This is a genomic window from Oleiphilus sp. HI0128 (assembly GCF_001635365.1).
The window spans coordinates 1-26,056 of sequence record NZ_LWGG01001460.1 but is presented as its reverse complement, the minus strand read 5'-3'; the positions used below and the strand labels follow the sequence as shown (position 1 = coordinate 26,056).

26 protein-coding genes and 1 pseudogene are annotated in these 26,056 nt (G+C 45.1%); 11 read left to right on the top strand and 16 right to left on the bottom strand.

Going from position 1 to position 26,056, the window contains the following annotated elements:
* Together A3763_RS24140 and rpsU are read right to left on the bottom strand one after the other, a co-directional pair.
* Positions 1–438, bottom strand: a 438-nt coding sequence (locus tag A3763_RS24140) for a GatB/YqeY domain-containing protein (RefSeq protein ID WP_255376641.1), incomplete at its 3' end; no start/stop codon positions are given.
* 220 nt (positions 439–658) lie between these two features.
* Positions 659–874: a 30S ribosomal protein S21 gene (rpsU, locus tag A3763_RS24135; RefSeq protein ID WP_068507050.1), complete on the bottom strand. Its 216-nt coding sequence runs from the start codon at positions 872–874 to the stop codon at positions 659–661.
* A gap of 207 nt (positions 875–1,081) precedes the next feature.
* Between rpsU and A3763_RS24130 the strand changes: the two genes are divergently transcribed.
* Positions 1,082–1,429 (top strand): HopJ type III effector protein, encoded by a 348-nt coding sequence (locus A3763_RS24130; protein WP_068507046.1) that lies wholly within the window; start codon positions 1,082–1,084, stop codon positions 1,427–1,429.
* Positions 1,430–1,644: 215 nt separating this feature from the next.
* Here the strand turns inward: A3763_RS24130 and A3763_RS24125 are convergent, their stop codons facing one another.
* Complete coding sequence (locus A3763_RS24125) at positions 1,645–3,561, bottom strand: ATP-binding cassette domain-containing protein (protein ID WP_068507044.1); 1,917 nt, start codon at positions 3,559–3,561, stop codon at positions 1,645–1,647.
* A gap of 36 nt (positions 3,562–3,597) precedes the next feature.
* Here A3763_RS24125 and A3763_RS24120 point away from each other — a divergent pair, with 36 nt between their 5' ends.
* From A3763_RS24120 to A3763_RS24105, 4 genes are all read left to right on the top strand, one after another.
* Positions 3,598–4,251 (top strand): DUF2390 domain-containing protein, encoded by a 654-nt coding sequence (locus tag A3763_RS24120; RefSeq protein WP_068507042.1) that lies wholly within the window; start codon positions 3,598–3,600, stop codon positions 4,249–4,251.
* Between the two features lie 49 nt (positions 4,252–4,300).
* Positions 4,301–4,807 carry a DUF4124 domain-containing protein gene (locus A3763_RS24115; RefSeq protein WP_068507034.1) on the top strand — a complete coding sequence of 169 codons (507 nt, stop codon included), beginning with the start codon at positions 4,301–4,303 and terminating at the stop codon, positions 4,805–4,807.
* Positions 4,808–4,951: 144 nt separating this feature from the next.
* A complete protein-coding gene (queE, locus tag A3763_RS24110; RefSeq protein WP_068554540.1) occupies positions 4,952–5,623 on the top strand; it encodes a 7-carboxy-7-deazaguanine synthase in 672 nt (223 codons plus the stop codon).
* Between the two features lie 84 nt (positions 5,624–5,707).
* The gene (locus tag A3763_RS24105; RefSeq protein ID WP_068554538.1) at positions 5,708–6,283 is read left to right on the top strand and encodes a hypothetical protein; all 576 of its coding nucleotides are present in this window, start codon (positions 5,708–5,710) and stop codon (positions 6,281–6,283) included.
* Between the two features lie 32 nt (positions 6,284–6,315).
* Here the strand turns inward: A3763_RS24105 and A3763_RS24100 are convergent, their stop codons facing one another.
* Positions 6,316–6,948: a YceH family protein gene (locus A3763_RS24100; protein WP_068507027.1), complete on the bottom strand. Its 633-nt coding sequence runs from the start codon at positions 6,946–6,948 to the stop codon at positions 6,316–6,318.
* Positions 6,949–7,128: 180 nt separating this feature from the next.
* On the opposite strand from A3763_RS24100, the gene A3763_RS24095 reads away from it, so the two are divergent.
* A complete protein-coding gene (locus tag A3763_RS24095; protein ID WP_197476242.1) occupies positions 7,129–7,956 on the top strand; it encodes a two-component system response regulator in 828 nt (275 codons plus the stop codon).
* A 15-nt stretch (positions 7,957–7,971) separates the two neighbouring features.
* A pseudogene (locus A3763_RS29175) lies at positions 7,972–8,223 on the top strand (HD-GYP domain-containing protein); the annotation flags it as partial.
* Positions 8,224–8,428: 205 nt separating this feature from the next.
* On the opposite strand, the gene A3763_RS24090 reads toward A3763_RS29175, so the two are convergent.
* Complete coding sequence (locus A3763_RS24090) at positions 8,429–9,382, bottom strand: nitronate monooxygenase family protein (protein ID WP_068554536.1); 954 nt, start codon at positions 9,380–9,382, stop codon at positions 8,429–8,431.
* A 43-nt stretch (positions 9,383–9,425) separates the two neighbouring features.
* Positions 9,426–10,580 carry an acyl-CoA dehydrogenase family protein gene (locus A3763_RS24085; protein WP_068554534.1) on the bottom strand — a complete coding sequence of 385 codons (1,155 nt, stop codon included), beginning with the start codon at positions 10,578–10,580 and terminating at the stop codon, positions 9,426–9,428.
* 133 nt (positions 10,581–10,713) lie between these two features.
* Here A3763_RS24085 and A3763_RS24080 point away from each other — a divergent pair, with 133 nt between their 5' ends.
* The gene (locus tag A3763_RS24080; RefSeq protein WP_197469683.1) at positions 10,714–11,679 is read left to right on the top strand and encodes a GlxA family transcriptional regulator; all 966 of its coding nucleotides are present in this window, start codon (positions 10,714–10,716) and stop codon (positions 11,677–11,679) included.
* 254 nt (positions 11,680–11,933) lie between these two features.
* Positions 11,934–12,374 carry a cyanase gene (gene cynS / locus A3763_RS24075; RefSeq protein ID WP_068554530.1) on the top strand — a complete coding sequence of 147 codons (441 nt, stop codon included), beginning with the start codon at positions 11,934–11,936 and terminating at the stop codon, positions 12,372–12,374.
* Positions 12,375–12,496: 122 nt separating this feature from the next.
* On the opposite strand, the gene A3763_RS24070 is transcribed toward cynS, so the two are convergent.
* The 6 genes from A3763_RS24070 to A3763_RS27790 all read right to left on the bottom strand — a co-directional run bounded on the left by A3763_RS24070 (position 12,497) and on the right by A3763_RS27790 (position 20,508).
* The gene (locus tag A3763_RS24070) at positions 12,497–13,033 is read right to left on the bottom strand and encodes a manganese efflux pump MntP family protein (protein WP_231872306.1); all 537 of its coding nucleotides are present in this window, start codon (positions 13,031–13,033) and stop codon (positions 12,497–12,499) included.
* Positions 13,034–13,136: 103 nt separating this feature from the next.
* Positions 13,137–13,799 carry a plastocyanin/azurin family copper-binding protein gene (locus tag A3763_RS24065; RefSeq protein ID WP_068554525.1) on the bottom strand — a complete coding sequence of 221 codons (663 nt, stop codon included), beginning with the start codon at positions 13,797–13,799 and terminating at the stop codon, positions 13,137–13,139.
* A 20-nt stretch (positions 13,800–13,819) separates the two neighbouring features.
* On the bottom strand, positions 13,820–16,984 hold the full coding sequence (locus tag A3763_RS24060; protein WP_068634119.1) for an efflux RND transporter permease subunit: 3,165 nt from the start codon (positions 16,982–16,984) through the stop codon (positions 13,820–13,822).
* Positions 16,984–18,588 (bottom strand): efflux RND transporter periplasmic adaptor subunit, encoded by a 1,605-nt coding sequence (locus tag A3763_RS24055; RefSeq protein ID WP_068634120.1) that lies wholly within the window; start codon positions 18,586–18,588, stop codon positions 16,984–16,986. The genes A3763_RS24060 and A3763_RS24055 overlap by 1 nt, the downstream gene beginning before the upstream one ends.
* Before the next feature lie 19 nt (positions 18,589–18,607).
* Positions 18,608–19,957: a TolC family protein gene (locus tag A3763_RS24050; RefSeq protein ID WP_068567695.1), complete on the bottom strand. Its 1,350-nt coding sequence runs from the start codon at positions 19,955–19,957 to the stop codon at positions 18,608–18,610.
* A 113-nt stretch (positions 19,958–20,070) separates the two neighbouring features.
* Entirely contained in the window at positions 20,071–20,508 is a 438-nt protein-coding gene (locus A3763_RS27790) for a hypothetical protein (protein WP_156490713.1), read from the bottom strand.
* Between the two features lie 599 nt (positions 20,509–21,107).
* Between A3763_RS27790 and A3763_RS24045 the strand changes: the two genes are divergently transcribed.
* Positions 21,108–22,106: a putative solute-binding protein gene (locus tag A3763_RS24045; RefSeq protein WP_068507004.1), complete on the top strand. Its 999-nt coding sequence runs from the start codon at positions 21,108–21,110 to the stop codon at positions 22,104–22,106.
* A 68-nt stretch (positions 22,107–22,174) separates the two neighbouring features.
* Here the strand turns inward: A3763_RS24045 and A3763_RS24040 are convergent, their stop codons facing one another.
* The 3 genes from A3763_RS24040 to A3763_RS24030 form a co-directional block, all read right to left on the bottom strand.
* Positions 22,175–23,902, bottom strand: coding sequence for a bifunctional protein-serine/threonine kinase/phosphatase (locus A3763_RS24040; RefSeq protein WP_068554776.1), 1,728 nt, complete (start codon positions 23,900–23,902; stop codon positions 22,175–22,177).
* 48 nt (positions 23,903–23,950) lie between these two features.
* Positions 23,951–24,763 carry a formate/nitrite transporter family protein gene (locus A3763_RS24035; RefSeq protein WP_068507001.1) on the bottom strand — a complete coding sequence of 271 codons (813 nt, stop codon included), beginning with the start codon at positions 24,761–24,763 and terminating at the stop codon, positions 23,951–23,953.
* 215 nt (positions 24,764–24,978) lie between these two features.
* Positions 24,979–25,323, bottom strand: a complete 345-nt coding sequence (locus tag A3763_RS24030; protein ID WP_068510116.1) for a copper-binding protein — start codon at positions 25,321–25,323, stop codon at positions 24,979–24,981.
* A 125-nt stretch (positions 25,324–25,448) separates the two neighbouring features.
* Between A3763_RS24030 and A3763_RS24025 the strand changes: the two genes are divergently transcribed.
* Positions 25,449–25,901 (top strand): hypothetical protein, encoded by a 453-nt coding sequence (locus A3763_RS24025; protein ID WP_068506996.1) that lies wholly within the window; start codon positions 25,449–25,451, stop codon positions 25,899–25,901.
* Here the strand turns inward: A3763_RS24025 and A3763_RS30250 are convergent.
* Positions 25,898–26,056: CBS domain-containing protein (locus tag A3763_RS30250; RefSeq protein ID WP_197483089.1), on the bottom strand; the 159-nt coding region annotated here is incomplete at its 5' end. The two genes, A3763_RS24025 and A3763_RS30250, sit on opposite strands and share 4 nt — an antisense overlap.

Below are 26,056 nucleotides of genomic sequence, written 5' to 3'. Positions count from 1 at the left end.
CTGGCTTACCTTACCGACGTCAGCTCGACCTTGAAGCTGAGGCTTAAGCACCGCCATCACCTTGCCCATATCCCGAACTGATTCTGCTCCAGAGCTCGCCACTGCCTCGGCGACCAAAGCATCAATTTCCTCGGCAGTCAGTGCCGCGGGTAGAAACGTCTCAATCACAGCGATTTCGCCAGCTTCTACATCCGCAAGATCTTGGCGGCTTGCTGCTTCGTACTGACTAATTGAATCTCGACGCTGTTTAAGCATTTTATCTAGCACAGCAAGCACACGAGCATCATCTAACTCTATACGCTCATCAACTTCGATACGCTTAAACTCAGCCAGAATTAAACGGATAGTCGCTAGACGCTCTTTTGCGCGAGCTTTCATTGCCTCTTTCATTGCAGAGGTAATACTTGCCTTTAAAGTACTTGCACCGGCTTCGCTCACACTAAACTCCATCTAATTACATTGCTGTAGAACCCTACCTGCATAACGACCGTACCAAGACACTCGCATATCGCGATCAACCTGATAGAGCAAGGGTAAAGTTTTATCTGCTTAAAACGCAAAAAACAACAATAGGCTAGAATATCATTATCCTAGACCTTGTCGTTTTATCGCTCACATTCTCTTTATCTAAAATATAGACAAAGAGTGGTGACAAATCTTAGTACAGTCTTTCGAAACGTTTTGTTTCGCGCTGAACCTTCTTCGCGTGACGCTTAACAGCTGCAGCTGCTTTACGCTTACGTACAGAAGTAGGCTTCTCGTAGAATTCACGACGACGAACTTCAGACAAAACACCTGCTTTTTCACAAGTACGCTTAAAACGACGAAGAGCGATATCAAATGGCTCGTTTTCTTTCAATTTTACAGAAGGCATTAAAATTACCTGTTCCAATAAAGTTATATTGATAAATTCTTACTGAGCTATGGCTGCAGTGCACATTTCAGCAAGCTTGGCTTACTGGCACAGCGATCAAAATATAGACACAGTTCCACTTAGGGGCGCGAAGTTTAATTGGAAAAATCCGGCAAGTAAAGTGATATCATATAAAATTCATTATATTCACCACCCAGGGAGAAAACTTTGTCTAATTTAGAGACTTTCGTCCAACGTTTAAACCAAGATGCAAGCAGCATTCAGTTTGAAGATACAATGGCAATTATTGACGAGCTATATGAATTTACACCCACAGCCTTTCAAAATGGCGAGCAAGCCAATGAGGCAGGGCAGAACTCGGGCTCCTGCAAACTCTTTGCTTTTGCCCAGCTTCAAAACCTGGATGAGCAACAAACTCTAACTTGTTTTGGTCAATACTATCGCGAAGATGTGCTCAAGAACCCTGAGGGCAATGACCACCAAAACATTCGCAACTTTATTACTCAAGGCTGGAAAGGCATTTCATTTTCGGGTGAGGCATTAAAGGCCAAGTAGAAGCATCTGTAAGCAGAGGCTTCCACGCCTAGCACGGGGCATCGACCTGCGAGGGATGGAACCCTCTGCCTACGATAATCGTTATTTGCCCGCTACCTGTGAATCCACAAACTTGTAGGCAGAGCCTTCCACGGCTCGCAAGCGGGCTAGCACGAGATTGATCCTGCAAAAGACGGAGCTCTCTGCCTACACTAAAACCAAGCTTTGAGAAAAAACTACATCTGGCTCTCGGCCGTTTCGATCTCTTCACTCAGTTCAAACCATTCCATCTCGGATTCTTCTAAACCGACTTTATGTGTTGCCTGCTCATCCATCAATTCTTTCAACTTGGCTTTATTTTCAGCTTGATAAATCTCTGGGGCAGCGAGTTTCTCTTCGAGCTCAGCTAAAGCTTCTTGGTGCTTCTCCATCGCCTTTTCTGCGGTTTTGAGCTTTTTCTTCAGTGGGCTCAATTTCTGACGAAGCTCCGCAGCGATACGCTTGCGTTCCTTTTTATCTTCCGCTGATTCATTTTGCTTGTCTGCACTGTCTGTCTCTACAGTTTCAGTTTTACTCGACTCTTTATGGAAGTCTTGCAACCAAACTTCGTAATCGTGCAGGTCGCCTTTAAACTCTTCGACTTTCCCGTTTGCCACCAGCCAGAAGGTGTCGACGGTATTCTTTAGTAAATGACGATCATGCGAAACTACCAATATTGCTCCCTGGAAAGCCTGCAAAGCCATCGTCAGCGCATGACGCATTTCCAAATCCAAGTGGTTAGTCGGTTCATCAAGCATTAGAAGGTTTGGTTTCTGCCAAGCAATAATCGCCAAAGCCAAGCGAGCTTTTTCTCCACCCGAGAAACGCTCGATGGTCTCCAATGCAGCGTCGCCTCTAAAATCAAAACCACCTAAAAAGTTACGAATTTCTTGATCCGTCGCTTTTGGGTTAATTCTCTGCAAGTGCAAGAAAGGGCTCGCGCTCAGATCCAAGGCTTCCAACTGGTGCTGGGCAAAATAGCCAATTCGAAGGTGCTCTCCTTCTGCACGCTGACCACTAAGCTGAGCTAAATCACCTACCAGGCTTTTGATTAAAGTCGACTTACCGGCACCGTTTGGCCCTAGAAGGCCTACTCGTGTACCCGGTAAGATGCTGGTAGTAAAATCTTCGAGCACTGCTTTCTGCTCATAGCCCAAGTCTGCTTTTTGAATGCTTAGTAATGGGCTAGATATTTTGTCGCTCTCAGGAAAGCTAAAGTTAAACGGTGAATCAATATGAGCCGGGGCAATAAGCTCCATTCTAGCAAGTTCTTTAACACGACTCTGAGCCTGTTTTGCCTTGGTCGCTTTCGCTTTAAAGCGATTTACAAAAGACTGAATTTCGCTAATACGCTGCTGCTGCTTTTCATACTGAGATTGCTGCTGAGCAAGCTTTTGAGCACGCTGCGTCTCGAACTCACTATAAGTTCCTGTATATTGATTCAGCTGCTTGTGTTCGAAGTGAAGAATATGTGTCGACACGGCATCAATGAAGTCACGGTCATGAGAAATGAATAACACCGTACCTTCGTAACGTTTCAGCCATTGCTCCAGCCAGAGCATCGCATCTAGATCCAAGTGGTTCGTCGGCTCATCCAGCAACAATAGGTCAGAAGGGCACATCAGTGCTTGCGCCAAATTCAAACGAATTCGCCAACCACCAGAGAAGTCATTAACCGGGCGCTGCATGTCTTTCTGATCAAATCCCAAACCATGCAGTAACTTTTCCACGATAACTGGTGCTTCATAGGCACCTATGTGCTCCAGCTCTCCATGGAGTTCAGCAATTTTATGGTCATCGTGTGCGGCTTCAGCTTGTTTTAATTCAGCCTCCAGACTACGGAGCTGCTGATGGCCATCGAGCACATAATCTTTAGCCGTTCGCTCTCCTGCTGTGACTTCCTGAGCCATATGAGAAACACGGCAGTTACCGGGCAAAGAATAGGCACCCGAATCCGGGCTAAGTTCGCCTAAGATAAGTTTAAACAAGCTTGTTTTTCCTGCCCCGTTGGCGCCAATAATCGCCACACGTTGACCGGCATGCACAAGGGCATTCGCCTCGGCTAATAAAGGCTCCGGGCCTCTTCGTAGGGTCAATGCATCGATCTTTAACATTCAGGAAACCTGCCTTTACTGATAAGATATGTCTGGATGGCGCAGACGGTAGCGGATATCCTACGCAACATCAATCCTAAGATGCCGATAAATTCCTATGGATTTATTTCGATTTACACTTATCAAATATGCTCTAACCAAATGACTCATAGCCGCCCCTCTATCACCGCAATATCGGCAGCAGAAATGAACGCCCTCTCTCTAGAGAATGAATTTTGGCTATGTTCACTTAAGCTGTGGAAGAATAAAACACTGCAAGACACCTTATTAGACCTACAAGATGCCCAAGGCTTTCGCGTCAACCTATCACTCTTTGCAATGTGGGCTGGGCTTATGAAAAAGAATATTACACCGCTGCTACCCAACATCAACGAAGAGCTAGACTCTTGGCACGAACAAGTCGTTGCACCACTTAGGCAGGTAAGAAAAAGTCTACCCAAAGGTGCGCTAAGAAAGGACGTTCAGCAAAACGAGCTGCAAGCCGAACAAGTCGAACATGCTTTACTGTTTAAGCTATCTCAGACGATTCCATTTGAGCAGAACGGAGACACGATCGATATTCTGATTGGTAATTTATTAGCTAGCAGGCTGCCGAAATCACATCTATTATTATGTATTCGAACTTGTTTACCAAATTGCTCCGACTCTGAAATCCAGTCACAAATTTGTAAACACAATATTAGCTATTAACAACACAAAACATGATCTTAATAGCACAAAGACACAGGAACTTGTCACCATGAAAATGATTTCTCGTTTTATTACCATCAGCATTCTTGCCGCCGCAATCATCTTGCCTTTTTTCTTTAAGATGGACAATGGTAAGCCTACACTCGCCATGCCGACGTCTGCCGACCTGATTCCTGATAAAATACTACCCGACAGCCTTACCGGCAATGAAAGCTCGAGCTCGACAACCAGCTCAAGCAGCAGTAACAAAGTGTCCTTCTACAAATGGCAAGACGCAACAGGCATGTGGCACTATGGTGATAGACCCCCAGCAGGGGCTCAGAACGTATCAACCATGAATGTAAACACCAATGTTAATATTATCCAAAGTGTGAAAATCGAGTCGGACGAAGAGTCTACCTCAGCCTATGCACCACAACCCAAAATGTCAGAAACCCTGGCAGATGGCCAACTAACAGCTGATGATGCATTCAATGCAATGAGTGACGCAAAAGCCGTCCGTGATATGATGGAATCTCGTAACGAAACACTGAAAGCGATTACCGGCGAAAACTAAAAGCCATTCATTTCGCTCATACCAGTACACTTCAGCAAATAGCCCTGAGAAGACCTTAAGTCATTAAGGCCCTCTCTAAGCCCCTTACCAGAGCACAAAAAGACCGTGACAAAAAGCAGTAAACAGCAATATCGAATTAAAGAGATGTTTTACAGCCTGCAAGGCGAAGGCGCTCGTGCAGGGCGTGCAGCTGTATTTTGTCGTTTTAGTAAGTGCAATTTATGGAATGGGAGAGAAGATAGCCGGGCAGACGCTGTGTGCAATTTCTGCGACACAGATATTCTTGGCACAGATGGGCAAAATGGTGGCGAGTTTGCTAATGCCCAAGCATTGGCAACAAAAATTCAATCACTCTGGGACAGCAATCAAGTACTCGCCAGCTCTTCTTCAAGCCGTAAGAGTATAGCCAAACCCTACGTTATCTTCACTGGCGGAGAACCACTACTTCAGCTTGACCCAAAACTGATAGAGTTGATGCATCAGCTAGGTTTTGAGATCGCTATTGAGAGCAACGGCACGCTCCCTCTTCCTGAGGGTATTGACTGGGTATGCCTTAGCCCAAAAGGCAAATCAAGCATTGTTTTTGATCGCTGTGATGAACTAAAGCTGGTTTATCCTCAGAGCGACGCACTACCTGAAACCTATCAAGACTTCCCCGCTGATCACTATTTTTTATCGCCCATGGCCAGCCCCGCTGTGCGCTTTGGTGAAGACCCAGACAAAATAAACAATACCCGTTTAGCGCTCGACTATTGTCTGAGCCACCCTCAATGGCGCTTAACATTACAAATGCATAAGCTACTTGGAATAGACTAAGACTACCTAGCCCATTTACCCCCTTCCATCTTTCAGTCTCTTAAGCTACTTTAGACTTTTTATAATTCAAAGTGGAATATCGCAATGCGTCTCTCATTATTATTTCTTATATGCTTAGTGCTTACAGCATGCTCAACCCGTGACTTACAAGGAACCTTGGGCGGCTCTACCGCTCAGCGCTTAGTCACACATAGCATCGATGATCTGGTCAGAAGTATTGAAGATGAAAAGCTAGATGCACTCGAAGGTAAAAACGTTTATATCAACTCTTACTTTTTAAGTGATTCACCCCTTAAAGCTTATGCCGACAAACGTTTGGCGATTGAGTTAGAAAGCCGTTTCGGTATCAATGTTGTGGCCACACAAGAAGAGTCTGAACAGGTGATGACAGCCTTCTACACCTCTCTTGGCACAGACTTGGACAACTTTGGTATTGCCATACCCTTTGGCTATGTTCCAGGGGTCGCTGAAAACACTCAGCTAAACATCATCACTTTAGAGAAATTCCACGGTATCGCAGAAATGTATTACTACATCGGCGAAACCGGCAGCGAAAATCGTAGCCAAGTCTTACAGGCCAAGGTGAAGACCGATGCCCTAGGCCTGCCATTTATCACGATTCCGCTTTCTAATATCGACCGTCACGAAAGCTTATTTTAGCCTTCGCTCTATTCGCTATTATTAGTGTTTGCTTACTGCTTCTGCTCCATCAGCCAAGCGACTTGTTTCTCAAGCTCTTCAATTCGAGCGAAGAGCTCATCTGAAGACGCTGAAGAGTCGCTTACTGGTGTTGAAGGCTCTTGTATTTGCGTCATATCAGGCTCCCCACTGAGCAGGTGCATATAACGATCTTCCCGCTGTCCGGCAGACGACGGTAAGCGACACATCAATGGTGTTGTTCTGTTTAGCAGCTTATCGACTAAAGCAATTAGTTCTTCTGGCCCTGAAAACTCATACATTCTGCGGGTTCGGGTGAGAAGCTCATTCACCGTCTGCGGGCCTCGCAGCAAGAGCATGCAAAAGATAGCGTGCTCTGCGTCATTCATATGATATTCACGCGTCAGACGCTGGTCATATTTATCCGCTCTTGAACCGTACTCAAATTTTACCAAGGCCCGCTTCTGTAAGTCATAAAGGCTCTGTTGAACATCACCTTCAGAAAGATCCATCACCGGTTCACGGCTAGTTTTCTGATTGCAGGCTGTCACCAGGCTATTGAGCGTTAAAGGATAGACATCGGGTGTGGTTAGCTGTTTCTCCATCAAGGCCCCCAAAATACGAGCTTCGACTAATGACAAGATGGAAGAAGAATCATGTTCACTCATTTATGATTTATGCCTTTTGTTATATTTTAGTGAATTTGTCGATTTTAACGTGTGTCTTTATCAATTACACGACTTATTGAAACAGCAATTATTGGACATCGGATCTATCCTCTGCATACTTATATAGCATAGTTTTTAGCACCAAGGCACTCTAGGACAATTACTTAAAAGGATATATCTATGAGCAAGCCGCTCATTATGATAGTTGATGATGAACCTATCAATTTACGTCTACTTTCTGAAGCACTCAAATCCGAGTTCGATCTTATTGCCGCCACTAATGGCACTCAGGCATTACAACAGCTCGAGCAGCAGCATGAGTCTATCGAACTGATCTTGCTCGATGTCAATATGCCTGGTATGTCGGGCATGGAGGTGCTTGACCGCATCAAAGAACATGATGAGTGGTCCGACATTCGCGTAATCTTCGTTACCGCAATGAACCAAGTTTGTGACGAAGCCGCGGGCTTGGCCCATGGTGCCGTCGACTATATTACCAAGCCCATTTCAGCCCCCATTGTCTTGGCTCGAATTCGTACCCAGCTTACCTTGCGGGCTGCCAAGAAATCCCTTGCCGAGCAAAATCAGCTACTTGAACAACGCGTTCAAGAGCGTACTGAAGAAATTAGATATACCCAGGAAGTCGTTATCAACGCACTCACCACGCTCGCCGAAACCCGTGACCAGGAAACCGGATTACATATCGTTCGTACCCAACATTACGTTAAACAACTTGCAGAACTGGTGCGCGACTTACCCGAATATAAAGATGAGTTAGATGACGAAGCTATCGATGCAATGTTCCGAACAGCACCATTGCATGATGTTGGAAAGGTAGGGATCCCCGATCGAATACTACTTAAGCCCGGAAAGCTGGATGCAGAAGAATGGGAGATCATGCGCAGTCACGCTTCTTTAGGCGGCGATGCCCTGCAAAAAGCTCGTCAATTATCAAATAGGACACAAGAGGGCGATTGCTTCCTGAAATATGCACAGGAAATCGCTTAATGTCATCATGAAAAGTGGGATGGCTCTGGCTACCCTAAAGGGCTAAGCAAAGAAGCTATCCCATTATCTGCACGCTTAATGGCGATTGCCGATGTGTATGATGCCTTGATCTCCAAGCGTTGTTACAAAAGCGCCATGACACATGAACAAGCTTTAGAGATTATGCGCGAGGGCAGAGCTCAGCATTTTGACCCGGTAATGCTTGATGCCTTTCTGGATAACTGCCACTTATTCCTGGCAATCGCTGACAAGTACAAAGACGAGTAAGTGCTCGCAATATTTTCCGGACAAATAATGCGATCTGTTGTAGCGCAGTATCTGCCTCTCTAACACGTGGAGCAAATATCTTAAAGACGTGAAACAACCCCTCAAACACATCGTAAGTGAAATCACATTCGCTTTCATTTACGCGCTGGGCGGACGTATCGCCTGCCCAGTATCGTCAGCGCCAAGCTTAACCGTACTATAACCTTTACTTGGCAAAGCCCGGCTTTTCAACTGCGCCCAGGTACTCTACCTTTAACTCCTTTACTAAATCAGCCATCGATTTAATTGTGTGAATGCCCGATACGCCTTCACCAGCACTCCAAAAGTCCTTCCATGCATTACTACCTGCCAAATCAAGATCGACACTTTCCTTGGCCTGGTAACTTGCCAAGTCAACGCCAGCACGCTCAATTGACGGCTTAAGGAAGTTACACTTCACGCCAGTAAAGGTATCTGTGAAGATCAAATCTTTAATCCCTGATTCAACCAACATCTTTTTGTAGTCAGGGTCTACCTCGGCTTCTTCGGTGGCTATAAAGCGTGTTCCCATATAAGCAAAGTCTGCTCCCAGCACTTCAGCTGCACGTATACCGTAGCCATCATTCACAGCACCGGCCAAAGCCAAAGGGCCGTCCCAAAATTCTCGAATTTCTCTCACCAAAGCAAAGGGGTTAATGGTACCCGCATGGCCTCCTGCTCCTGCCGAGACAACAATAATTCCATCCACACCCGCAGCAATTGCTTTCTTCGCATGCTCTGCACGAATCACATCATGAAAGACAACACCGCCCCACTCATGCACTTCCTTCACTATCTCTGCAGGGTTGCCCTGACTGGTAATGACAAAAGGAACCTTATGCTTCTTGACCACTTCTCGGTCACTCGGTAAACGCGTATTTGAGGGATGTACAACCAGATTAACACCGAAAGGGGCAACAGGCTTGCCGGGGTTAGCTTCAGCAAACTGCGCCAAGTCCTCGCTAATTTCGCCAAGCCAAGTATCTAATAAGTCCTGAGTTCGGGTATTGAAGCTGGGAAACGTGCCTACGACTCCGTTTTTACATGCATTGATCACCAGTTTAGGGCTAGAGACCAAAAACATCGGCGCGCAGATAACAGGCAAGCTTAGTTTGTTTTCGAATAAGGCGGGTATTTGCATTTTTTCTATCTCAATGTAAAAGCTATTTTTGGCAGAACCGCTTCTACCGTCGGCTCGGCAATGTGCCCATACGCTTGGCAATAATTCCGAGCATCATCTCATCACTACCACCGGCTATCGATAGTATCCGCGTATCACGATAGGCTCTGGCAGCAGGATTATCCCACATAAAACCCATGCCTCCCCAGTATTGAAGGCAGCTATCACTTACTTCACGCCATAACCTGCCCATTTTTAATTTAGCCATGGATGCCAGGTAGGTCGCGTCTTCACCTTCAATATGTTGCTGACAAGCTCTCCAAGTCAGCGCTCTGAGCGCCTCAACTTCGGTTTGCAACTCTGCCAAGCGAAAGTGCACCACCTGATTGTTTAATATCGGCTGGCCAAAGGTCTCCCTATCTCGGCACCAATCCCGGGTATCACTGATAATTCGCTCCATTCCCTTTAGTGAACTCGCAGCGGCATACATTCGCTCTTCTTGAAACTGCATCATCTGCATAGCGAAACCTTTGTTCTGTTCGCCTATTCGATAGCGCTTAGGTACGCGAACATTATCAAAGAATATCTGCCCCGTATCACTGGCGCGCATACCGAGTTTATCCAAAGGCTTTGAGGTCTCGATACCCGGTGAATCCAAAGGCACAATGATCATTGATTTATTTGCATGAACGCTGCCTTCAGAAGTGTTGGCAAGTAAACAAATCCAATCACCTTGCGTCGCATTCGTGATCCACATCTTACTGCCATTGATAAGGTAGTCATCACCGTCACTTTTAGCGGTCGTTTTTAAACCTGCAACATCTGAACCTGCCCCAGCTTCACTAACCCCGATACAAGCAACCATATCTCCAGCGATGGCTGGCGCCAAAAAATCACGTTTTAACTCATCACTACCAAAACGAGCCAAAGCAGGCGTGGCCATGTCTGTTTGCACACCAATCGCCATGGGCAAGGAACCACCATAGGCTCGGCCAATTTCCTCAGCAAACACCAGGTTATAACTATAATCTAAACCTGCACCACCATTCGCTTCGGGTTTATGTATACCCAACAAGCCCAGGTCACCCATTTTCTTGAATAGTGAATGTAAAGGCGCTTTGCCTGCCTGCTCCCACTCATCAACAAAAGGGTCCATTTCCTGATCAACAAAGGCTCGCACTGTTTTGCGTAAGGCTTCATGTTCAGACGTGAATTTCATGCTCATCTCCAATATAAGATCTAACTAACGCAATCTTAAGAATCGAAGACAAAAAGAAACAGCGTGACTCAGGTCATATAAATGGCCAAACGGGCCATAAAGGTAAATAATACCCCAATATATTCCGGAGATTATGATGCTAAAACATGTCACGCTTTATGCCTGCGAGAATGCAATGGGCTTAAGTTTAGGTCTTAGTCATGATGTATTTGCCTTTGCCTCCATGCTACAAAAAAAGCTTTTGGGCGAGGCTATATCTATCTCGCTAGTTACCTTAGATGGCAAAGCTATTTCATCATTCAGCGGCTTAAGCATTACACCTGATCAGGCACTAGGCGATATCAAACATACAGACCTGGTCATTCTTCATGGAATCTGGGGTGACATGGAAGCGCTGCTAATCGATCAGCGCCCCTTATACCCAAAGCTTAGGGAGTGGCACGAGCAAGGTATCCCGATTATGGCTGCGACAACCGGTTCCTACTTTCTGGCAGAGGCCGGGCTCTTGGATGAGCGAATCTGTACCACGCATTGGCATAAGCAAGAAGAATTCGCACAGAAGTACCCCAAAATCGATCTTCGCCCCGATCGTTTTATTACCGCTACCGGGGAACTGTATTGCTCTGCAGGAATGAATGCAGCCATGGAGATCATGATCTATCTGCTTTCACGCTTATCCTGCACTGAGGTTGGCGAAGCCGTAGAAAGTACTTTTTTGGTCGATTTCAGACGAGCCTACTCCGGCGAATTTGCCTCCATTGGTAAACAAACCTACCATCAAGACGACGCTATTCTCTCTATCCAGCAGTGGCTTGAAATCCACTTCATTGAGCCCCTTTCTATCGAGCAACTTGCCACAAAAGCAAATATGAGTGTACGCACCTTTAAACGTCGCTTTAAAGAAGCAACGGGCGAATCACCTCTTAGCTATATTCAACACTTAAAAATTGAGCAGGGAAAAGAGCACCTCAAACATAGTGATCAAAGTGTCGCAGAAATATCATGGAAGGTTGGTTATCAAGACCCTGGCCACTTCAATCGTTTATTTCAGCGAAAATATGGCCTAAGCCCCGCCGCTTGGCGTAAGAAGCTACGATAAATTTTGCTCACTACAATCAGCTAGACAAGTCCCTTGATTCAGCAGTGCCTTAGGACAGGGCTCTCTCTTCGAAACAAGCCTTTCAGTGCACACTAATAAGGCCCTCACTGATAGATCACACGCATAGGTTTTAGCTAATCTATTGAATAATAATAACAATTTCCAATGGCATAGCGCTTGCAAAAGCCCTTTATGAAATTTATTCCTCAGCTCAAACCTGACGCTGACCAACACAGTAAATAAAGGTGATTGTGATGAAGAAAGAAGAAGTGATCGAAGCAATTGTATTAGCTAAAAAATCTAAAGAACTTACCTGGGAAGGTATGGCAGAAGAAGTCGGCATGGGCTCAGTATGGCTCACCTCAGCTTGTCTGGGCATGAATAGTATGCCCGAGGACGTTGCAGATAAGGTTTGTGCCTTACTTGATTTACCGGACGAAGCAAAGCCTGCATTGATGGAATACCCGACTAAAACCTGGGATCAATCCATTCCTCAAGACCCTTTAATTTATCGGCTATATGAAATTGTCGGTGTCTACGGCGATACGCTAAAAGAAGTAATACAAGAAAAGTTTGGCGACGGCATCATGAGCGCAATTGACTTCAGTATGGATGTTGAAAAAGAAGAGAACCCGAAAGGTGATCGCGTCGTCTTAACCATGAATGGTAAGTTCTTACCCTACAAAGCCTGGTAGCTTAATCGAGTACGAGGCCAGAGCTTCGTACTCACTTTTATTTATTGTTTTTACTTAATAATTTCTCGAACCCTATTTAAACAATTTTTAGTTCTCTATGAATGACAGTAGGCTGGACCGTCTTAGCCTAAGAGGACCTTTAACCCGATCAATATCAAAATCGTCCCACCTAACACTTCAGCTCGACTTTCGAGCCAAGTGCCTGTTTTCTCGCCAAGGTAGACTCCGGCAAAGCTAAATAGTGCAGTGGTTATAGCTATGAAAGCACAGGCTAGAAATCCGTTAACGTTCAGCAAAGTCAAGGAAAAGCCCGCCGCCATTGCGTCGATACTGGTGGCAATACCTAGAATGAACATAGCACGATGACTTATATGAGAAGGGACATTCTCTTCACCAGTAATAAGCGCTTCATAGATCATCTTAATACCAATAATCAAAAGCAATATAAACGATACCCAGGGAGCATAGGTTTCAGCAAAAACGAGAACACCTTTACCTCCTATAAAACCAATAAGGGGCATAAGGCCCTGAAAAAGGCCGAAGTAAATAGCGCACATTGTGGCAAGCTTTAGTGTGCCGACCGTTTTTTTTGAACCTAAACCAATAGACACAGCAAACGCATCCATACTTAACGCGATTGCCAGAAGTAACAATGCCAACAAAACGAACCCTTAGTTCAACTATATTTGGGTTGAGAAGTATACAAAACCTAGATGTTAGTGTGTTAAATGGATTTCTCAACGGGATTTATATTTCTTGTTTCTATGGTCGAAACTTTACCGGGCTGTGCATTCCCGCTTGGTAATGACCCGGAATATTGCAGGCAGCCTCTACTTCCCAAGCTTCTTCGAATGTCCAGATGAGCGTTTCGGTTTTTCCAGGTGCGACAGTAATGGCATTACCACCCGGACCGTGATGCATATTCGGGTTATTCATCATCATTTTCCCGTGCTCCATATGCTCATCCTTAGTACCAATGGCGAACTCATGCGGCACTGCGCCTTTGTTGGAGATCACAAACTTAATGGTTTCACCATTTTTAATATTGAACGGTTTATGGACAAAGCGCATCGCATCGTTCGCTTCAACATTTATCACTCGGTCTACATCATTTTCTTGTCCAGGATTACCCGCCAATGACCCGCCATGGTGTCCACCATGAGCGCCATGTTCCTCTCCATGATGTCCGCCATGCATACCTTCCTTCATTTCACCGCCCATGTGACCGTGGCCTCCTGTATCGCCCATATGCTTTTCTTGCATCATTTTGTGGTGATCGTGCTGGCCATCTCCCGCTGACATATGGTTCTCGCCATGCATATGGCCTGTGCCATCATCATGACTATGATTTGCGCATGCAGCTGTGATTAGGATTGCGCTGATAGCTGCAAAGCCAGTTATTGATTTCGTTAGTGATAGTTTCATTTTCATTATCCTTTCTGTGTTTATTTTGATAGTTGTGAATCGTTTTCTGTGAGGTCACTGTTCTCTTTTTTGAGCGTTACCTGTTTCCACACATAAAAAATCGCGGGAATTAACATCAAACTCAAGGCCAAGGTGCTGATCATGCCGCCAATCATGGGCCCTGCAATACGCTGCATTACTTCAGAACCTGTGCCCGTTCCCATCATGATTGGAATTAAACCGACCATCAGAGAGAGAACCGTCATCAAGATGGGGCGCACCCGCAGCCCGGCTCCCTGCATGACAGATTCACGAATATCTTCCTTCGTTAACAAACGCATATCTCGCTTGGCGTTTTCAATGGTGGCTTGATAGGATTGATTTAAATAAACCAACATCAGTACGCCGATCTCAACAGCCACACCTGCGAGAGCGATAAAACCAACCGCAACCGCTATCGACATGTTGTAATCCAGCCAATACATCAACCAAAGCCCTCCGATTAACGAAAATGGTACGGTTCCCATAATGATGAGTACTTCCAAAAAGTTACGGAAGCTCATGTAAAGAAGTAGCATGATGATCGCCAAGGTAAGTGGCACAACAGCTCGCAGACGTTCCTCGGCTCGTTGCATGTACTCGTATTGGCCAGACCAAGCGATGGAATAACCCGCCGGAATTTCGACTTGTTCAGAAACAATCTGTTGTGCTTCTTTGACGTATGACCCCAGATCACGCCCATCGATATCGACAAGCGTCCAACCATTTAAACGAGCATTTTCACTCTTAATTCCCGGCGGACCATCTGCGATATAAACATCAGCCACGTCAGCCAAAGCAATGTGTTGTTTTCCGGGAGTGACAATAGGCAGCAATTTCAGTTTTTGTTCGGAATCGCGATAATGTTGCGGATAACGCAGATTCACCGGATAACGCTCTAAACCTTCGATCGTTTCAGTAATATTCATGCCGCCAATCGAAGCACGCACGACTGCTTGAATATCCGCCACACTCATCCCAAAGCGTGCTGCGCGTTCACGGTCAATATCAATCTTTACATAGCGACCACCGGCGACGCGTTCAGAGTACACCGATGCCGTACCTTCCACTTCAGGTAAAACTTCTTCTAATCGTTTACCGATTTTCTCGATCTCAGACAAACTCGGGCCGGCGATCTTAATGCCTACAGGCGTTTTAATACCCGTTGATAGCATGTCGATTCGCGTTTTGATTGGCATGACCCAGGCATTCGTCAAACCAGGGAATTTAACCAAACTATCAAACTCCTGGCGTAGGCTTTCTGTCGTCACGCCAGCCCGCCATTCACTTCGCGGTTTAAGTTGAATGAATGTTTCGATCATCGTGAGCGGTGCTGGGTCAGTCGCTGTTTCGGCACGCCCGACTTTACCGAAAACAGACTCGACCTCTGGTACGGTTTTGATCAACTTATCGGTTTGTTGGAGTAGCTCTCTCGCCTTGCCGACTGATACACCGGCATATGTTGTAGGCATATACATCAAGTCACCTTCGTCCAATGGTGGCATGAATTCGCTTCCTAGCTTAGTCGCTGGCCATAAACCAACCACTAAGACAACAGCAGAAAACAAAAGAGTCGTTTTAGGAAAAGCCAACACACCTTTGATCACTGGTTTATACATGGCAATCATCAAGCGGTTAATCGGGTTTTTATGTTCAGGCGTCACTTTTCCACGAATAAAGTAGCCCATCAACACTGGCACGAGTGTAATAGCAAGACCTGCGGCAGCTGCCATCGCATAGGTTTTAGTGAACGCCAGGGGTGAAAACAACTTGCCTTCTTGTGCTTCAAGAGTGAACACAGGCAGAAAGCTGGCTGTAATAATCAACAAAGAGAAGAATAAAGGTGGCCCGACTTCAGATGCAGCCTGGGTAATCACCTGCCAACGGTTTTCATCTGTCAGCTCTGTTTTTTCCATATGCTTATGAACGTTTTCAATCATGACGATGGCGCCATCAACCATCGCACCGATCGCAATCGCGATTCCACCCAGAGACATAATATTGGCGTTCAAACCTTGCTGATACATGATGATAAAGGCCGTGAGAATACCCACAGGCAAGCTAACCAGTACAACCAGAGATGAACGGAAATGAAATAGGAAAAGCGCACAAATAATAGTTACGACGATAAACTCTTCTAATAGCTTTTCGTAGAGGTTATCGATTGCTCGACTAATCAGGCTTGAACGATCATAGGTTGTTACAACCTCTACTCCGTCAGGCAGGCCTTTCTTCAAACTCTCCAATTTTGCTTTCACATTATCAATAACGCTTTGTGCATTCTCGCCAAAGCGCATCACTACAACACCACCGACCACTTCACCTTCGCCGTTCAATTCAGCGATGCCGCGTCGCATCTGTGGACCCAATTCAATCTTGGCAATATCTTTCAAAAGCAGTGGCGTGTTATTAGCGTTTATACCGAGTGGAATATTTTTAATATCATCTACACTTTGCAAGTAGCCGCTAACGCGCACCATGTACTCTGCTTCAGCCATCTCGATAACAGAAGCACCGGTTTCCTGGTTGGCCTTTTTAATTGCCATGCCAACATGGGCTAAAGGAATGTCGTAAGAGCGGAGTAGGTTCGGATCAACTTCAATTTGGTACTGACGCACCATACCGCCTATTGTCGCTACTTCAGAAACGCCCGGAACCGTTTGCAACTCATACTTCAAGAACCAATCCTGAATGCTACGTAGCTCCGCTAAGTCATGTTGACCCGTTTTATCTACTAGCGCATAGAGATATACCCAGCCAACACCCGTTGCGTCAGGTCCCAATTGTGGTTTAGCAGATGCAGGTAACGAGCCGGACACTTGATTGAGGTATTCCAGAACCCTAGAACGCGCCCAATAAAGGTCCGTGCCATCCTCAAAGATCACATAAACATAGGAGTCACCAAAGAATGAAAAGCCCCGGACGGTAATCGCCCCCGGTACCGACAGCATCGCCGTCGTAAGCGGATAAGTTACCTGATCTTCAACGACTTGCGGTGCCTGTCCTGGGTAACTAGTTTTAATGATTACTTGCACATCAGACAGATCAGGGATTGCATCGATTGGCGTATTCTTGACAGAATACAAGCCAAACCCGATCAATATTGCCGTGCCTAATAGGACAAAAAACCGATTGTTTATCGACCACTTTATAATCGCGGCTATCATTAATGGCCTCCCGTATGATCATCTTGACCAGCATTCATTTCATCTGAGGCCATGTCATGATCCATCTGACTCGTATCACTCGCTTCTGCGCCTTTGAGCAGGCGCGTAACAACATAGTCCCAATCCCCTGTCTTTTCGATCTCAAATTGGATTGCATCGCCTTCCTTGAACTGACCGAGATCGACCTGATCTGACACCTGGAAGTCCATTTTCATCGTCGGCCATTCCCATTCTGGGATCGGGTCGTGTGTGACATTGATCATGCCCATACTCCCCATGACCTTATGAACTGTCCCCGAGGTAATCACTCTAGGACCCGCACTGCCTGTCATATCGCCATTCATCTCTTGACTCATTGCGGCTTCTTCCATACGCATTAGTTCGGCTTCGATATTTGATTCCGAATCAATCAGGAATTGCGCTGAAACAACAACGTCATCGCCATTAGACAGACCTTTAAGTATCTGTACCTTTGATTCCATTACCTCAACACCCTCCTTCATTGTCGATACGAGACCTTCCAGGCCAAGTTCTACAATGACAGATTTATAACGCCCCTCGCCCAGCGACTTCACGACTCGATTGTGATTTCCTGCTTTGATAACAGCGGATCTGGGCACCGTTGTCATGGCCTCTTGGGCCATATTCTCAACGCGTAAATTCGCCAACATATGAGGTCGCAAGGCAAAATCTGGGTTGTGTACTCGCGCTCGGAATTGCAAGGTGCGTGTTTTCTGATCAAGAGACGGATAGATGTAATTGATTATGCCGTTCCATTTGCCATCAGGTGACGAATTGAGATTTATCGCTACACTCTGACCACGTTCGATGAGATAAGCTTGTCGTTCATAGACTTCACCACGAACCCAGACGCTTTCCAGCGACCCTATCGACATCACTTCAGTCATAGGTCTGATATGCATGCCTTCACGCACGTTTAGATCAATGACAATTCCATCTTGTTCAGCCGTAAATTTCACCAATTGATCGACCTTACGTCTTTTCTTTAAATCATTGATATGACTGTCTCTCAAACCTAGCGATCGAAGGCGTGACTTTGACGCATTAATTAGGTTTCTGTTTTTGCTGCGCAATGCTGCTAGGTATTCTTCCTGCGCATTGACCAGCTCTGGACTATAAAGCTCAAACAGTGTTTGACCTTGTTTAACCGGATCACCACTAGCAGCAACGTTCAACCGTTCAATCCAACCCTCTACACGCGGGTGAATATGAGAGATTCGGCTCTCATCAAACTGGATAGTTCCTACGGTATCAATTGGCACCATAATCGCTTCGTTTTTAACCTTTGCGACTTTAACGCCGAGGTTATTCTCAACAGTGGCTGAGATCTTCACTGTATTATCATCACCGCTGTCTTCTTCATACACCGGAACTAAATCCATGCCCATCGGGGAAAGTCCAGGCCCATCTCGACGATAGTTTTTATCCATCGGAGCTACCCAGTACACTGGTTTCTTCTCGTTACTGTCGGCGGAGGACAACTCTCCATCACTCATTGTCCCCTGCATGAGTTGAGGGCCGAAAAAGGTCCCCAAGGCCAAACCAATAGCTAGGACAGTAATGGCTAAAATAAATTGCTTCATGTGTTGATTCTCCTTAGCTTTAGTTCAGCCAATAATTAATACGAGATAGAATAATTTGTTCATTCACAAGCAAGCGCAAACGCTGCACTTTTGCGCTTTGTTCCTTCAGAAACAGCTCAGATACGATGCGGAAATTGCCCTTATCTGACTCGTAGCTATGCATGGCGCTGTGCTTCTGCTTGCCTAATGTGGTTAATATTTTTTCTTCATAAAGCACACGTTGATCGCGGGTGATGTCATATTGGTTGGCGAGATCTTTCAACGTAAAGCGAGCTTGCTCTAATGCTTCTGAACGCTCCAACTCAATAGCTGCCTGACGATGCTTAGCCGCGCTGATCTGGCTGGATTGCTGACCTCGATTGAAAAAGGGGTACTGAACACTCACACCCGCTGAAAAGAAGTCGGCACGAGAAGACCCATCCATATTGTCGCCACTTCTCATGCCGTAGCTTAGCTCCACACCATAAGAGGGCTCCAAAGACTGCTCGGTCAAATTCACTTTGCTTTTTGCAATGTTAATTTTCTGATTTATCAAACGAATTTTTGGATGGTTTTGTAAGGAAGAAACAAGGTCGTTTGATTTAGCCAAAGTCAGTGTTGAAGTATCAAAAGATTCCAATTTCTTTGGCAATTGAGTACTCGTCAGCGTTTCGTTAGCGAGGGTATTAAGGCTATCCAGATTCTTTTGAAAACTTCGTCTTGCTTTGATCAAACGCTCTTCTAACTTGATGAGTTCGAGTTCCGCGCCAATCAGGTCGCTCTGATCCTTACTGCCAACTTCATATAATGATTGAATGAATTCATGTATTTGCTCTAGAAATACACGGTCTTCCGAAATGAGTTCAATGTTCTGCTGCCAAAACCAAGCTTCTAACCAAGCTTTTTCAATGCTTTGTTTACGCCCTATCCAGTAAGCTTCCTGCTTGACGGTCTGAAGACCCACTTTCTCCTGGTTAATATCTTCGCGCAGCGATAAGGTGTCGCCTTTGGGGAACATTTGTCTGACGCCTACCCGTAATTGGGTCATAGGCTCCTGATCAAATTCAAATGTGTCTGTCGGTAAGCTCTGTATCGCCGCAAACAGAGTTGGGTCTGGCAAAAAATCACTCGCTTTTGCCTCAGCTTCAAAAGCCTTCGCCTGAATACCCAGGGACTTTAGCCTGAAATCATTGGCGCGAGCTCTAGTGAGCACATCAGATAGGGAAAGCAAGCCTCCTTGCTCAGACTGAGCTTGAACTAACTTAGTCGTTTGCAAGGTTCCATTGCTTTCTTCCGAGGCATGGACAGATAAAAAACTTGAAGCAACGAGCAAACCAGAATAAATATACATTAAACGTGACAAGACACGTTTTGTTTTAAAGCGAAACATAAGACAAGGTCCAAAGCTATTTAGCGAGCCCAAGGGCTATAAAATTAACTAGCGATAAGTAAAACTAAAAAGCGACGGGAGCTCCGAATTTAAGGCGGAACTTCCTTAGGGTCTTATGAAATGGGAGGGGGGAAAGAAGGTAATGTCTGTGGGTTTAGATAAAATGATGCCGTAAAATTAAAGGCAACTCTATCTGTGCTGAAGGATAACGCGGAATTATGGAAAGCCGCTGATGAAGACTGACAACCAGCCTGTGCACATAAACAAGACTCATCACAACAGTCATTTGTGACTGAAGAGGTTTTATTCATCTTCATCGAGTCTTTAACGGTTTGAGCCACGGCCTCGTGGCAAGACTCGCTATCTGATGTTACCTTCATTTGTTCAACATCACTTTCAGTTGATGTCGACGCTGAATGATGAGGCATTGTGCTTTCGCTCATCAACAGAGTATTCGCCGAAGATATAATCGGAGATAGCATCATCAAAACGGCCAGCAAGACGCTTATTTGTTTTGAATACTTTTGTTTTATCTGTTTCAGAATACTCATCTTTAAAACTCTGCCACAAAAATCATAGCGCTGCAAGCGCCTTTACTAAATATCACGAAGATGCTTAAAAAGACTTAAACTGCGTTTTACACATACTTTAGGACACTAATTAATAGAGAAAGTTCAGTCTGGTTTATTGGCTTTGGATACAACGAGACTTATTCAACGCAGCATAAATATAATCTAAACCCGGTAACTACTGCTTTGTTCTCAAGGCCATAAATCTTAATCCTCGTTTAATCAGGATAACTAGGCCATTTTGACAATGGACTAAGAGGCCTGCAATTGGCACTTAGCCAACGTCAAGAAAAGCTTGATAACCTCGAATTTAAGTCTTCCATGAATACCTGTTCTTAGTGACCTCGCCAACGATCCATTACCATCAACTCAGAATAATAAATCCATGAGAAGGTTCATGCTCGCTTATGCGGCCATAGCTCATGCCAGTAACATATTAATTAGTTTAAAATATGACCTGCCTTCATTGATGTTTAATTGACCAATATCAAACCAGTCCCGACCTATCTTAAGTACGATATAGAGAGTAATTCATAAGGATTGAGCAGTACCTTACTTTAAAAATAACAAAGGGCTCTGATATGAAATACGCACTCTATACATTCTTTTCATTCGTAATATATTTATTTAGCACCTCAGCTTTCTCGCTAGAGAAGAAGTCCATCTGCACTTGGGATCCGGTGGGTACCAATGGTCCTGTGATGACTTTCTATGCTGACCTCAAACCTAAAGCTATAGCCTGGGGTATCGACCTCGAATTCAAGGCTTACACTGACGAGAAGGTTGCTTCCAATGACTTCAAAGCAGGCATTTGTGATGCCGCACACTTGAGTGCAATTCTGTCCCGCGACTATGTACCCTTTGGAGGCTCTCTTGATGCGATTGGTGGAATCATGTCGGATCAGGGGCTGAATAAAATACTGGCAACCTTAGCCAGTCCAAAGGCAGGCACCTTGATGAGTAACGGCAAATATGAAATTGTCGCCTCATTTCCCGTTGGCTCCATGTATGTATTCGTCAATGATAAATCTATTAACACAGTGCCTGACTTCAGCGGTAAAAAAATATCGGTTTTGAATGGTGACCCGCAAGCCTTCAAACTCGCCTCCCTGGCCGGTGCTTCTCCCGTTTCCACCTCTCTGGCAACCTTCTCTGGCCAGTTTAACAATGGCAATATCGATATTCTGTTAATGCCGGCATTGGCTTACAACACATTCGAGCTATACCACGGTTTAGGAGAGCAAGGTGGCATCATTGATTACCGTTTGTTTTACGGCATGCTCCAAACGGTTATCAAGAAGGAAAACTTCGCTCCAGATTTTGGCAACAAAATGCGTAAATACATGGTCTCTCGTCTCACTCAAATCCATAAGATGGTAAAAGATGCAGAAGACGAAATTCCTGCCAAGTACTGGATCAAAACAAGTGATGCATCCAAGTCTGAATTTGATACCTTTAGCCGAGATATTCGTTTGGCCCTAAAAGAAGATAGTACCTTTAACCCTAAGGCGCTGCGACTACTATGGAAAATCCGTTGTGCTGAAGACCCTAGCCGCGCGGAGTGCAGTACGCCCGAATAGCCAACAAGTAACCCAAGCCTTTGAAAACTTATACGGGCGGTTGCCCCAAATCCAACCGCCTACATTGTTTACGTCATGCTGGCTTGATAAAGCACAATAATTAGTAAAATCAACGAGCTTAGCTGCCAAAAAAGTACGGGATTACGTTCCAACAACGGTGGCTTGGCTTTATTTACGTAGACTTTACTTGGATGATTCAGCTCATAAATAAACTCGGATACTTCACCATAGCGCTTTAAGGGGTCAATATGAACCGCCTTATTAATTGCGTAGTCAAACCAGCCAGGAACATCCCGCCCCTTATCGATGGATTGGTAGCCTAGCCGCCCTAGTGAACGCCGATCTTTAATCTTTGAAATATCATTGCCGTAAGGTAGTTCGCCACTTAACATCTTGTAGGTCATGACGCCTAGAGAGAACAGATCAGACTTGCTTGTTCCGCTTTCCCCCAAAAAGTATTCCGGTGCAGTGAATTGAGCTGTCCCCATAATGCCTTCGTTTTTACTGATCACCTCAGTAATTCCGGCTACTTTTGTTGCGCCAAAATCTATAATTTTTACCGTTCCCTGGCTATCAATCATGACATTATTTGGCCTTAAGTCCTGATGCACCATCTCTTGTCGATGAAAGGCCTGAAGCCCCTTAGCAATTTGAGTAACGATCTCTCGCACTGTTTTGATGTCCGGTTTAGGGTTATCCAGCATCCATTGTGCAAGCGTCTGCCCTTCAATATATTCGTACACTAAATAAATAAAATTACGCTTTCTATCAGGTTCAATTGCTTTCAAAACATGAGCATTGCTCACCCTTTTTGCAATCCACTCTTCCATCAAGAAGCTTTCCAAGTAATCCGGGTTATTTCTCATTTCTGTGGAAGGTGTTTTTATCACCACCTTCTTTTTTGTTTGTTGGTCTTCTGCTAGAAATACATGGCTACGACTACTGATATAGATATCACGTAGAATCATGTATCCATCAAACTCTTTACGAGCCTCTAATCTGGGGGCAGGAGGCAGCTGAGTAAGCTGCTGTTGTAACTCACTTAACTCTCGCGCCGGTAAACTATCGATGCTCACGATCTGCAAAGTTAAATTGTCATCGCTGCCCGCTGCCAGGGCTTCATTAACCAACTCTTTTGCCAAACTATCTGGTACTTTCCCTGTCTCCTCAAAAGCTCTCGTAATCGTATTCGCCAAATGCTTTTCAGTAAGAAACTCATACACCCCGTCAGTAGCAAGAATAAAGATATCTCCCTCACTTAGAGGAAGCGCTCGATAGTCCATTTCCAAAGTGTCATGAACGCCCAATGCGCGGGTCAGGTAACTCGTTTCTGCATCAACGACATGTCGATGATCCTTGGTTAGTTGCTCAAGGTTATTGTCAGCAAGCCTGTAGATACGTGAATCACCAGAGTGAAAGCAATAAGCAGTGTTCGACTTAATAACAAGCGAACTAAAGGTACAGATATAGCCTTTGTCTTTATTAAAGCGATGCGGGCTATTTTGGGTCTGCGCGAACAGCCAGGAGTTAGCTGCTTTAAGAACCCGTTGAGCAGAGGTCTTCACAGACCAGGAGTCTGATGTGCTGTAGTAGTCCTGTATAAAACCTTTAACCGCGGTTTCACTCGCAATCTGGCTTACATTGCTGCTACTAATACCGTCAGCCAAAGCGACCACCAGCCCTTTGGACGCGAGCAAAGGCTCTTCCGGGGCATAGGCTGCATGGAAGTCCTGATTCAGGTCTTTCTTTCCTGCAGTTGAATACTGACTAACAGATACTTTAAGTTGTTTAGACATAAAAAACCCCGCCATTTCTGGCGGGGCTCCTATTATATTATTTTAGTATTAAGCGACCTTACGCTCTGGATTAGTCCTAACATGCGTCCAGTATAGTGGCAGACCTACTAGTAAGAAGCCGCCAGCAAGGTTACCCAAAGCTGTTGGGATTTCGTTCCATACGAAGTACTCGTATAAACCAAAGTCACCGCCCATGATCATAGAGAATGGGAATAGGAACATGTTTACAATAGAGTGTTCAAAGCCCATAAAGAAGAAGAGCATTACCGGCATCCACATTGCAATGATCTTACTCGTTGCAGAGGTTGAAATCATTGCACCGACAACACCCATCGATACCATCCAGTTACACAGCATGCCACGAATAAATATCGTGAACCAGCCATCAGCACCATGCGCTTGATAACCCAGTGTTCTTGACTCACCAATGGTGCTCACTTTAGCTGCCAAGGCACCGCCGTCAGTGTTGTAACCATAAGTTAGAATAAACGAAGCAAAGAAAGCTGTGGTCAGTGCGCCACCAAAGTTACCAAGGAAAACCAAGCCCCAGTTTCTCAACATTTGCGGCACGGTACAGCCATTACGTTTATCAAGTATTGATAGCGGCACTAGCGTGAACACACCGGTTAACAAATCGAACTTCATCAAATAGAGCATGATAAAGCCGACAGGGAATAAAAGTGAGCCAACTAATAAACTGCCTGTTTTCACAATAACAGTAATAGCAAAGAATGCGGCGAGCCCTAGAATTGCACCCGCCATGAATGCACGTACTAACGTATCTTTGGTGGACATGAAAATTTTCTGTTCACCTGAATCAACCATTTTGGTGGCGAATTCACTCGGTTCGATATAGGCCATAATTAATCTCTCTTAGATTAGGTTTAAAAATTTACATAATCTGAGAGAGCATAGCTCGGGCCGTTTTTAGACTTCACATTAAATAACAATTACTTATATTCGTAATCACTGAAATCTATATACCTATAAGTGAATAAGTTAGGCTCACTTATAGAGAGCAAAACATGGCTTTGTTTAGTTTTGGTGCGATAGTTGACGCTGAAGCGAGATCTCACTTACTTTCTGATTTCCACATATTTCAGCCGATGCAAACCCTTTTCATCCAGCTCCAGTATAAAGCTAACCTTATCACCCGCCTTGAATGGCTCAAGTGACAAAGACTCACTAACTCTGAAAGTCATCAACATAGGGGCCCAATTGAGTTCGGGAATCGGCCCATGTTTGATATTCACTAAGCCCTCCTCTGCAGCAACTTGGGTAATCAAACCATAAGCTGAAACTTCCTGAATCGTTTCTCCCATTATTCCTTCTGTCGTGCCATGGCCATTATTGATTGGTTTAAGCGGTGTACTGCAGGCCGAAAGCAAGGTGATCATGCTAAGCAAGACTAATAGGCGCATAAGTGTCATCTCCGAATTTAAAGTAGCTAATTTTAGCACTATAGCCTTTAGCATCGTCCAGAGGTAGCATGTATTGGTCTATTGGCTACATAGCTTTCAATCGAGTCTGACCCCCTTGAAAAAAGATGATTAAGAAACTTAAGTTTCAGCGCCTTTTGGCGATGATTTATATCGGTGCAGCACTGGGAATCATACATTTCTGGTGGCAGTTCTTTAACGGCTCGCTCTTTTCTATCGAAGAGCTAAGAGCACTGATGCCACATTTTGAAGGCTATTACTTGTGGGAAAGAAGCTTTGTGCTGCCTGATTTAATTCTGGCCTTTGGTATGCTAGTTTCTGCCCTGCCTTTGTGGTGCAACCAATGGATGCAAAAGGGCCGAGTACTCGCAGCAGCCTGCGCCGGTGCGGCACTGTTCCTGGGGTTACTGGATTTGAGTTATGGTTTTTCGAGTGGTCTCTACCGCTTAGACCACCGTTTTGCAGGTGTCGTATTAGAAGCCGGCTTATCGATCACGGCAGTTGGCCTCTTAGGTCTAATCATTTTACTTTTTAGCCCCCAACAAGCTCGACCAGATTAAGCATCTGCTTCTAGCGACTCCTTCAGTAGTATCGTCTTCAATATATCGGGGTGGGTAACGATCCCGACAATCTGTTGATTCTCGAATACCGCTATCGCGTCCAAGCCATACTCCAACAAAGCTGGTGCTAAGTCTTCTACCTGAGTTTCTGGGTG

What these genes read in the sequence shown, in the direction of transcription:
- rpsU (WP_068507050.1), bottom strand. Translation starts at nt 874, where the DNA reads ATGCCTTCTGTAAAATTGAAAGAAAACGAGCCATTTGATATCGCTCTT.
- A3763_RS24125 (WP_068507044.1), bottom strand. Translation starts at nt 3,561, where the DNA reads ATGTTAAAGATCGATGCATTGACCCTACGAAGAGGCCCGGAGCCTTTA.
- A3763_RS24120 (WP_068507042.1), top strand. Translation starts at nt 3,598, where the DNA reads ATGGCGCAGACGGTAGCGGATATCCTACGCAACATCAATCCTAAGATG.
- A3763_RS24115 (WP_068507034.1), top strand. Translation starts at nt 4,301, where the DNA reads ATGAAAATGATTTCTCGTTTTATTACCATCAGCATTCTTGCCGCCGCA.
- queE (WP_068554540.1), top strand. Translation starts at nt 4,952, where the DNA reads ATGTTTTACAGCCTGCAAGGCGAAGGCGCTCGTGCAGGGCGTGCAGCT.
- A3763_RS24105 (WP_068554538.1), top strand. Translation starts at nt 5,708, where the DNA reads ATGCGTCTCTCATTATTATTTCTTATATGCTTAGTGCTTACAGCATGC.
- A3763_RS24100 (WP_068507027.1), bottom strand. Translation starts at nt 6,948, where the DNA reads ATGAGTGAACATGATTCTTCTTCCATCTTGTCATTAGTCGAAGCTCGT.
- A3763_RS24095 (WP_197476242.1), top strand. Translation starts at nt 7,129, where the DNA reads ATGAGCAAGCCGCTCATTATGATAGTTGATGATGAACCTATCAATTTA.
- A3763_RS24090 (WP_068554536.1), bottom strand. Translation starts at nt 9,382, where the DNA reads ATGCAAATACCCGCCTTATTCGAAAACAAACTAAGCTTGCCTGTTATC.
- A3763_RS24085 (WP_068554534.1), bottom strand. Translation starts at nt 10,580, where the DNA reads ATGAAATTCACGTCTGAACATGAAGCCTTACGCAAAACAGTGCGAGCC.
- A3763_RS24080 (WP_197469683.1), top strand. Translation starts at nt 10,714, where the DNA reads ATGATGCTAAAACATGTCACGCTTTATGCCTGCGAGAATGCAATGGGC.
- cynS (WP_068554530.1), top strand. Translation starts at nt 11,934, where the DNA reads ATGAAGAAAGAAGAAGTGATCGAAGCAATTGTATTAGCTAAAAAATCT.
- A3763_RS24065 (WP_068554525.1), bottom strand. Translation starts at nt 13,799, where the DNA reads ATGAAACTATCACTAACGAAATCAATAACTGGCTTTGCAGCTATCAGC.
- A3763_RS24060 (WP_068634119.1), bottom strand. Translation starts at nt 16,984, where the DNA reads ATGATAGCCGCGATTATAAAGTGGTCGATAAACAATCGGTTTTTTGTC.
- A3763_RS24055 (WP_068634120.1), bottom strand. Translation starts at nt 18,588, where the DNA reads ATGAAGCAATTTATTTTAGCCATTACTGTCCTAGCTATTGGTTTGGCC.
- A3763_RS24050 (WP_068567695.1), bottom strand. Translation starts at nt 19,957, where the DNA reads ATGTTTCGCTTTAAAACAAAACGTGTCTTGTCACGTTTAATGTATATT.
- A3763_RS27790 (WP_156490713.1), bottom strand. Translation starts at nt 20,508, where the DNA reads ATGAGTATTCTGAAACAGATAAAACAAAAGTATTCAAAACAAATAAGC.
- A3763_RS24045 (WP_068507004.1), top strand. Translation starts at nt 21,108, where the DNA reads ATGAAATACGCACTCTATACATTCTTTTCATTCGTAATATATTTATTT.
- A3763_RS24040 (WP_068554776.1), bottom strand. Translation starts at nt 23,902, where the DNA reads ATGTCTAAACAACTTAAAGTATCTGTTAGTCAGTATTCAACTGCAGGA.
- A3763_RS24035 (WP_068507001.1), bottom strand. Translation starts at nt 24,763, where the DNA reads ATGGCCTATATCGAACCGAGTGAATTCGCCACCAAAATGGTTGATTCA.
- A3763_RS24030 (WP_068510116.1), bottom strand. Translation starts at nt 25,323, where the DNA reads ATGCGCCTATTAGTCTTGCTTAGCATGATCACCTTGCTTTCGGCCTGC.
- A3763_RS24025 (WP_068506996.1), top strand. Translation starts at nt 25,449, where the DNA reads ATGATTAAGAAACTTAAGTTTCAGCGCCTTTTGGCGATGATTTATATC.